This window comes from Streptomyces sp. NPDC046197 (assembly GCF_040646295.1).
In the GTDB taxonomy this organism is placed as follows: domain Bacteria; phylum Actinomycetota; class Actinomycetes; order Streptomycetales; family Streptomycetaceae; genus Streptomyces.
In genome coordinates this window covers 1-7,921 of sequence record NZ_JBEYZY010000074.1, presented here as the reverse complement: position 1 = coordinate 7,921, position 7,921 = coordinate 1, and the positions used below count along the sequence as shown (strand labels likewise).

General features: G+C 69.1%; 5 protein-coding genes and 3 pseudogenes. 6 read left to right on the top strand and 2 right to left on the bottom strand.

What is annotated here, in order from left to right; translation table 11 throughout:
* Nucleotides 1-407 precede the first annotated feature (407 nt).
* On the bottom strand, nucleotides 408-881 hold the full coding sequence (locus AB0A61_RS40545) for an Nramp family divalent metal transporter (protein WP_361304513.1): 474 nt from the start codon (nucleotides 879-881) through the stop codon (nucleotides 408-410).
* A gap of 155 nt (nucleotides 882-1,036) precedes the next feature.
* Between AB0A61_RS40545 and mscL the strand changes: the two genes are divergently transcribed.
* The 6 genes and pseudogenes from mscL (at nucleotide 1,037) to AB0A61_RS40515 (ending at nucleotide 7,533) form a co-directional block, all read left to right on the top strand.
* The gene (gene mscL / locus AB0A61_RS40540) at nucleotides 1,037-1,480 is read left to right on the top strand and encodes a large conductance mechanosensitive channel protein MscL (RefSeq protein ID WP_361304510.1); all 444 of its coding nucleotides are present in this window, start codon (nucleotides 1,037-1,039) and stop codon (nucleotides 1,478-1,480) included.
* An 841-nt stretch (nucleotides 1,481-2,321) separates the two neighbouring features.
* Nucleotides 2,322-2,942, top strand: coding sequence for an SRPBCC family protein (locus AB0A61_RS40535; RefSeq protein ID WP_361304516.1), 621 nt, complete (start codon nucleotides 2,322-2,324; stop codon nucleotides 2,940-2,942).
* A 36-nt stretch (nucleotides 2,943-2,978) separates the two neighbouring features.
* Nucleotides 2,979-5,291 (top strand): FdhF/YdeP family oxidoreductase, encoded by a 2,313-nt coding sequence (locus AB0A61_RS40530; RefSeq protein WP_361304507.1) that lies wholly within the window; start codon nucleotides 2,979-2,981, stop codon nucleotides 5,289-5,291.
* Between the two features lie 133 nt (nucleotides 5,292-5,424).
* Nucleotides 5,425-6,688 (top strand): annotated as a pseudogene (locus AB0A61_RS40525) (IS701 family transposase).
* Between the two features lie 106 nt (nucleotides 6,689-6,794).
* Nucleotides 6,795-6,947, top strand: a pseudogene (locus AB0A61_RS40520) (IS110 family transposase); the annotation flags it as partial.
* A gap of 229 nt (nucleotides 6,948-7,176) precedes the next feature.
* Nucleotides 7,177-7,533 (top strand): YbhB/YbcL family Raf kinase inhibitor-like protein, encoded by a 357-nt coding sequence (locus AB0A61_RS40515; protein ID WP_361304504.1) that lies wholly within the window; start codon nucleotides 7,177-7,179, stop codon nucleotides 7,531-7,533.
* A 148-nt stretch (nucleotides 7,534-7,681) separates the two neighbouring features.
* Here AB0A61_RS40515 and AB0A61_RS40510 read toward each other — a convergent pair.
* A pseudogene (locus AB0A61_RS40510) lies at nucleotides 7,682-7,774 on the bottom strand (transposase); the annotation flags it as partial.
* Nucleotides 7,775-7,921: the final 147 nt, after the last annotated feature.

Sequence of the window (7,921 nt, the reverse complement as noted above, 5' to 3'; positions counted from 1 at the left end):
GGCCGGCTGACCCCCATCGAATTCGAGACCGTCATGACCACGCCGGCCCTCCAGGCCGCGTGACCGCACCTGTCACCCGAACCTGCATCAGACCCTGAAGTACAGCACTCCTGCGGTCAGATAGAGACCGCTGCCGACGGTGTAGACGAAGTTCGAGGCAGCGAGGATGCGCTGCGGTCTCGTGTCCGGCAGCAGGTGGGGCATGAATGGGCTCCGTAGCCTCGACTGAAAGTAAGGACTGCAACCGACGAGTGAAACTTACATGGGTGATCGTGCGATGGGGAGACCGCGACGCGCACCGCCCCTCGTACGACGAGATTTGTGGCTCGAACTTGAGACTGCCTGGCGGGAAGGCACCACTGGGCCGCCCTGCGACCCGGCGGTGCCATTGGCAGAAACGCCTGTGCCTAACCCAACAGGACTTGGCCGATCAGGTAGAAGTTCAGGATGCTGACGAGAGCTGTAATGACGGAGGCCACCAGGGCCGTGAGGGAACGGTTGGTCAGCGGGCCCATGACCGTGTGGTTGCGGGTGAGGAGGATCAACGGCCCAAGGGCGAAGGGGATACCGAAGGACAGGACGACCTGGGACCACACCAAAGCGCGGGTGGCGTCGATGTCCGCGAACAGGATGACCAAGGCCGGCGCGAGAGTGATGCCGCGGCGCAGGGCGAGCGGTAGGGAGCGGTTGAGAAGGCCCGACATGATGATTTGCCCGGCGTAGGTGCCGACGGAGGAGGAAGCGAAGCCAGAGGCCAGGAGGGCGATGGCGAAGACCAGGGCGGCACCCGGGCCGAGCATGCTGCCCAGTCCGCTGTGCGCGTCGGCGAGTGTGTCCACCGACCGGCCGGTGGGGCGGAATAGCTGGGCGGAACAGCTCAAGATCCACTTTCGATACACGGCCAGTACATCACCGCGCCGCGCGGCGGAGCCGGCATGTGTGAGGGGTGGCAGGGCATCCGAGGTGGTGAAGGGAGTGGGCTGACCGCGCTTTCGGTGCCGCTCGTCGACGTCAAGAGCTTCTTAGGGGTGAGAAGGTGAAGGGCTTCCGCAGCTTCATCCTGCGCGGCAACGTGGTCGACCTGGCCGTCGGCATCGTCATCGGGGCAGCCTTTACCGCCGTGGTGAACGGCTTCGTCAGCGCCTTCCTGACACCGCTCGTCGGGCTGGCCACCGGCGCCACCGGCGACATGAGCCGCAAGACCTTCACCGTAGGAGCCACCAAGTTCCCCTACGGCGCCTTCATCAACGCGGCGATCAGCTTCCTCCTCCTCGCCGGCGCCGTGTACTTCCTGGTCGTGCTCCCGATCAACAAGCTCCACGAACGCCTCGCCCCGCACCAAGACGTCCAGGCCCCCAAACGAGACTGCCCCGAATGCCTCAGCCCCGTACCCGCCCAGGCCCGACGCTGCGCCTCCTGCACCGTCTCCCTGCCGGCCGTACCCGCTCAGGCCGGGGAGACAACCCAGCGTGCCGGGTGACCCGACCTCCATGGCCCGGCCTGGGCTACGGGGGTATCAGCCAAGCCGGGTCACGGGCTATGCCCGGCACCGGCCCGCACGCGGACGGGGCACGGCCTGCGCACGCCGCTCCCCGAATCGGGTGTCGGCCGCCCCTGCCAAGTCCGAAAGGGGAATGCCCGGCTGGGTGCGGTACTCGTCCGCGATCACCGGCGGTCTCACGACGGTGCTGCGCCGGGGCAGGAACTCGGGCGGGCAGCGGGCGTAGAAGTTCCCCGTTCCGGCGGATCCACTGGCTGTTGTAGACGACGAGGTCGGCGCCGGCCGCGTTGTGGAAGCTCGTCACGTGCCCACGAGAGTGAGGGCAGCGCCCCAGGCGACTGCCCCGACCAGAGCAGGCTCAGGGCCCGGCCCCTGGCAGCACGACCAGCAGGTTCTCTACGACCGTGCCGGGCCCCAACCAGCCGCCCCGGCCGGCCGCCACCCCGCGTCCCCACACCGCCGCAGGACCCAGCACGCAGCCTGCCCCACGCCGTGCGGCTGTTCCTGAACGGCCACCGGCTCGGTCACCTCCAACTGCCCCCGGGCCGCGGCATCGCCCAACAGCCCGCAGCGACGCCAGCCCGGAGGGCAGCCACGCCCTGGTGCCCGTGCCGAAACGCCCGGGTACCAGGCAGCCGCGGGCTCGGCGCCCCTCCTGCGAGCCGGGCCCGGCCCCTTCTCGCGCTCGGGGCCGCCCGGGACGCCTACACGGTCGGGTGACTCAAAACCCGGGATCGGGGAACCGGAAGAGATGCCCTGCCCCATAAGGGGAGGGCCGGGTCTCTGGACGCCCGGCTCCCTCACCGGAAGAAGGACCATGATGGCGCACGAAGACGACGGTGGGCAGGCCGTGCCGAACACCCCAGGCATGCGCTCCGACGGCGACGGCGTCACACGCCGCCGTCCCCTGCGCGAGCGGCACGTCGAGGAGACGGTCGAGGTCGCGGTGCCGGTCCGCACGGCCTACAACCAGTGGACGCAGTTCAAGACGTTCCCGCGCTTCTCGACCGTGGTGCGCGACGTCGAGCAGATCAGGCCTACCGTCACCGCGTGGACCATCGGCTACGGCCCCCTGCGTCACCGTTTCGCGGTCGAGATCGTGGAACAGGACCCTGACGCCTACCTGGCCTGGCGTGGCCTGGAGCAACACCCCACCCACCAGGGCGAGGTCGAGTTCAGGCCGACGGAGTCCGGTGGCACCGCGATCACGGTCCGGATGCTCCTCCAACCGCAGGGGGCCGCGAAGGTCCTCACCCGCTCGTCCAGGGTCGTGGGGCTGACCGTGCGACTGGTGCGCGGGGAACTGGTGAGCTTCAAGCACTTCATCGAAGGGCTCGGTCAGGAGGGCGGTGCCTGGCGCGGCACCATCCGCAACGGCCGGGTTCAGCACGACACCCCGGAACCGCCCAGGAGCCGTGTCGCCCAGTGGCCCGTCGGCTGACCCGCGTACCGCACACGGCAAGAGAAAGGCCAAGCGATGCAGAACCCGCCCGGTGAGGAGCCGGAGACCTCCCTCTCCGTGACACCGCCGAAGAAGTGGGCGGCCGGGGTTCCCGCCGTCGTGCACGCGCTGGAGTACTCCCTGGAGCAGACCTCCCCGCGCAAGACCGGGGTCGACCTGCTCACCATGAACCAGGTGGGCGGGGTCGACTGCCCCGGCTGTGCGTGGGCGGACCCCGCTCCGGGCCGGCGCCATCGCAATGAGTACTGCGAGAACGGCGCCAAGCACATCAACGACGACGCCACGACGCGCCGGATCACCGCCGACTTCTTCCGCGAGCACAGCGTGTCCGATCTGGCCGCCCGCTCCGACATGTGGCTCAACCAGCAGGGTCGGCTCACCGAGCCGATGATCAAACGGCCCGGGTCGGACCGCTACGAGCCCATCGGCTGGAACGACGCCCTGGGCGTCCTGGCGCAGGAACTGAAGGGGCTGGACTCGCCCGACGAGGCGGTCTTCTACACCTCCGGCCGGGCCAGCAACGAGGCCGCCTTCGTCTTCCAGCTCTTCGCCCGCGCCTACGGCACCAATAACCTGCCCGACTGCAGCAACATGTGCCACGAGTCCAGCGGCTTCGCCCTGAACGAGACGCTGGGCGTCGGCAAGGGCACGGTGAGTCTCGACGACCTCCACCACGCGGACCTGATCTTCCTGGTGGGGCAGAACCCGGGCAGCAATCACCCGCGGCAGCTTTCGGCCCTGGAGGAGGCCAAGCGCAACGGCGGCCGCATCGTGGCGGTGAACCCGCTGCCGGAGGCGGGGCTGCGACGCTTCAAGAACCCGCAGAAGCCGCGTGGGGTCGTGGGGCGGGGCACCCAGATCGCCGACCGCTTCCTGCACATCAAGCCGGGCGGGGACCTCGCCCTGTTCCAGGCACTGAACCGGCTGTTGCTGGAGGCGGAGGACGCGCGTCCCGGCACCGTCCTGGACCACGACTTCATCAACGCCCACACCTCCGGTTTCGAGGAGTTCGCCCGGCACGCCCGCACCGTCGACTGGGACGACGTGCGCGCGGCGACGGGACTGACCCGCGAGGAGATCGAGAAGGTCCGCGACGAGGTTCTGCGGAGCGAACGCGTCATCGTGTGCTGGGCGATGGGCATCACCCAGCACAAGCACGGTGTGCCCACCATCCGGGAGATCGTCAACTTCCTGATGCTGCGCGGCAATCTGGGGCGCGCCGGCACGGGCGCCTGCCCGGTGCGCGGCCACAGCAACGTCCAGGGCGACCGCACCATGGGCATCTGGGAGCAGATGCCGGACACCTTCCTGGACGCCCTTCAGGAGGAGTTCGGCTTCGATCCGCCGCGCCCGCACGGCTTGGACTCGGTGAACTCGATCAAGGCGATGCTGGAAGGCCGCGTCAAGGTCTTCCTCGCCCTGGCCGGGAACTTCGTGCGCGCAGCGCCCGACAGCGAGGTCACCGAGAAGGCGATGCGTTCGTGCCGGCTGACCGCCCACATCTCCACCAAGCTCAACCGCTCGCACACCGTCTGCGGCGACACCGCCCTGATCCTGCCGACGCTGGGGCGCACCGAGCGTGATGTCCAGGCCGACGGCGAGCAGTTCGTCACCGTCGAGAACTCCATGAGCGAGGTGCACACCTCCCAGGGACGACTCGAACCGGCCTCGCGCGTGCTGCTGAGCGAGGTCGCCATCCTGTGCCGACTCGCCCGGCTGAGCCTCGGCGGCGAGGGGCACATCCCCTGGGCCAAGTTCGAGGGCGACTACAACACCATCCGCGACAGCATCTCCCGGATCGTGCCGGGCTTCCACGACTTCAACGCCCGGGTGACCCGTCCGGGAGGCTTCCAGCTACCCAACCCGGTCAACGAGGGCGTGTTCAGGACCGAGACCGGCAAGGCCCGGTTCACCTGCAACGAGCGGGTGGTCCCCCGGGCCCCCGAGGGTCACCTGCTGCTGCAGACCCTGCGCTCGCACGACCAGTGGAACACCGTCCCGTACACCAACAACGACCGCTACCGCGGCATCCACGGCAGCCGCCACGTGATCCTCGTCAACCCGGCCGACCTGTCCGAACTCGGCCTCGCCCAGGGCGATCGCGTGGACCTGGTGAGCGTCTGGGAGGACGGCACCGAGCGCCGGGCCGAGAACTTCGAGGTCGTGTCCTACCCGGCGGCCAAGGGTTCGGCCGCCGCCTACTACCCGGAGACGAACGTCCTGGTGCCGCTCGACAGCGTCGCCGACGTAAGCAACCAGCCCACGTCGAAGGGCATCGTCGTCCGCCTCGAACCCACGGGCGACCGATCCCGGCCGGCACCCGTCTGACCGAAACCGACGACGCCGCACCCCGGCGGGGCCCCGCTGACAGCAGTGAGGCCCCGCCGTCCGTCCAGTAGGGCTTGGTCAGGTCGGGTGTGGTGATGCGTGTCCTACGGGCCTGGTGTGGCGTTGAGAGTGTGTGACTCCGGACGAGTTTGCTGCGGTGCGTGGTGAGTTGGAGGAGTTCGCGGCGGAGGTGTTCGAGCCGTTCGCGCGCAAGGACCAGCGCCGGTGGGGGCAGGTCCATCTGCGGGGGCTGCTCACCGACGGGCAGCGTAAGTCGGTCGAGCCGATGGCCGCGCGGCTCGGTGAAGACGGGAACCGGCAGACACTGGCCCATTTCATCACCACCAGCCCGTGGGACCGGCCCACATCCGGGCGAAACTGGCCTGGCGGATGGAGGGAGCGATCAGGCCGCAGGCCCTGGTCTTCGACGACACCGGGTTCCTGAAGGACGGGGCTGCCTCGGCCTGTGTGTCGCGGCAGTACACCGGCACCGCCGGCAAGGTCGCCAATTGCCAGGTCGGCGTCTCGCTCCACCTCGCGTCCGACCACGCCTCCGCGGCGGTCAACTGGCGGCTGTTCCTACCTCAGACATGGGATCCCGCCTCGCCGAAGGCCGATCCGGGCAAGGTCACCCGACGTGCCGCCTGCGGCATCCCCGACGACGTCGGGTACGTGGAGAAGTGGCAGCTGGACCTGGACATGCTCGACGAGACCCGCTCCTGGGGCATCGAGGTACCGCTGGTCGTCGCGGACGCCGGATACGGCGACGCCGCCGCGTTCCGGCACGGAGTGCAGGCCCGCGGCCTGAACCACGTGGTGGGAATCTCCAGCACGTTGTCGGCTCGGCCCGCCGACGCGGTGCCGGTGGCCGAGCCGTACTCCGGGACCGGACGCCCGCCGGTGGCCAAATATCCCGACAAGCCGCAGTCGGTGAAGGAACTGGTCATCACGGCAGGCCGGAAGGCGGTCCAGGCCGGTGCAGTGGCGGGAAGGCTGCCGGCCCGGTACCGGCCGCTCGGGCCGCAAGCGGATGTACTCCCGCTTCGTGGCCCTGCGCATCCGGCCTGCCGGACGCGAGGTCCGGCAGGCCACCGACGGCCCGGAACTGCCCGTGTGCCGGCTGCTGGCCGAGTGGGCCGCCGGCGAGAGCGAGCCGGTGCAGTACTGGCCGTCCGACCTGCCCTCCGGCATGCCGCTGACCACACTGGTCCGCCTCGCCAAACTCCGCCGGCGCATCGAGCACGGCTACCGGGAGATGAAACAAGCCCTGGGGCTGGCCCACTTCGAGGGCCGGACATGGGGCGGATGGCACCACCACGTCACCCTTGTCTCCGTCGCGCATGCTTTGCACCCTGCAACGACTGGCCCGGGCCCCAAAAGGCGCGGCGCCGGCCTGAGCCTTCACCAGATCGTCCGCGAGCTACCGACACTACTCGCGCTCTGGACCGGCGCCTGCCCCACCTGCCACCGCGACATACCACACCCATACGCACCTGACCAAGCCCTACCAGGACCTACTACGACAGGAAGATCAGCCAGGGCAAAGGCCACACCCAAGCCCTGCTCTGCCTCGCCGGACGACGAGCCGACGTGCTCTTCGCCATGCTCCGCGACGGAGCCCTCTACGAACCGCAGACCACAACGGCCCTCACATGACCGACGGTTCAGCCAGGCGGACGACCCGATCGGCTTCAACATCGAACCCGAGTACCGGATGACCGTAATCTCCCTCCGGGCCCATCAGTACCGTCTTTAAAGAACCGGCGAGTGGGGCAGGCCGGCCCCGCCTGGAGCTCGCCGAACCAGACCATCGAGACCGCGCTCGCCCTTACCAGCCCCGATTTCGCCCGCGAGACGGCGATCCCGACCGTCCACGCCGCACGGCGTGTCGGCGGCGAGAATCTGTCACCAGCCCCTGAGGCGGGACGAAGTCCCAGCTGGCGCAGCACAGTTGCTGCTGGTCGTCGATGACCCCGATGCGGCGATGCCCATGCCGTACAACCACGGCATCGCCCTGTTCGACCCCTCCATGACCGGCCTCGCCCAGGGCGCTCTCGCCGCCAAGAACCCGGCCCCTGGCGTACGCCTCCCGAACTCTGGCTCACGGCGCGGCTACCCCGGGTCCGCACCGATCAAGGGCCACGGTCCGCACCGGTACGTCTTCCAGCTGTTCGCCCTTGCCCAGCCGCTGGTCGTGGGGAGGGGTAAGGCGGTACCGGACTCGCCAAGCCACGCGAGGTGATCGCCGCTGCCGGAGACGTGCTCGCTCGTGGTCGCCTCGACGGCTTCTACCTTTGCTCTTGGCCAGTGCTCCGGCGTTTACGCCGGGGGTGAAGGCCATCTCAGAACTGCTCTGGCCCGCACGTGAGCACGGGTCCGCACTGTTCACCTCAGCCCATGGGGCGCTTCTGATTCTCGATGTACTGCTTCACAACGGTCAGGGGCGCCCCGCCGCAGCTTCCTGCGAAGTATGAGCCGGACCAGAAGTGGCCGCCCCACAGGTATCGGCGTACGTGCGCTTCGTACCCGGTGCATACGGCGGGATTCGGGTTCCAGCGTGGTGCCATGAACCACGTATGTATGGTGATCGCTATGCGGCTCAGGTACGGGTTCCGCCTCTACCCGAGCGC

What these genes read in the sequence shown, in the direction of transcription:
- AB0A61_RS40535 (WP_361304516.1), top strand. Translation starts at nt 2,322, where the DNA reads ATGGCGCACGAAGACGACGGTGGGCAGGCCGTGCCGAACACCCCAGGC.
- AB0A61_RS40530 (WP_361304507.1), top strand. Translation starts at nt 2,979, where the DNA reads ATGCAGAACCCGCCCGGTGAGGAGCCGGAGACCTCCCTCTCCGTGACA.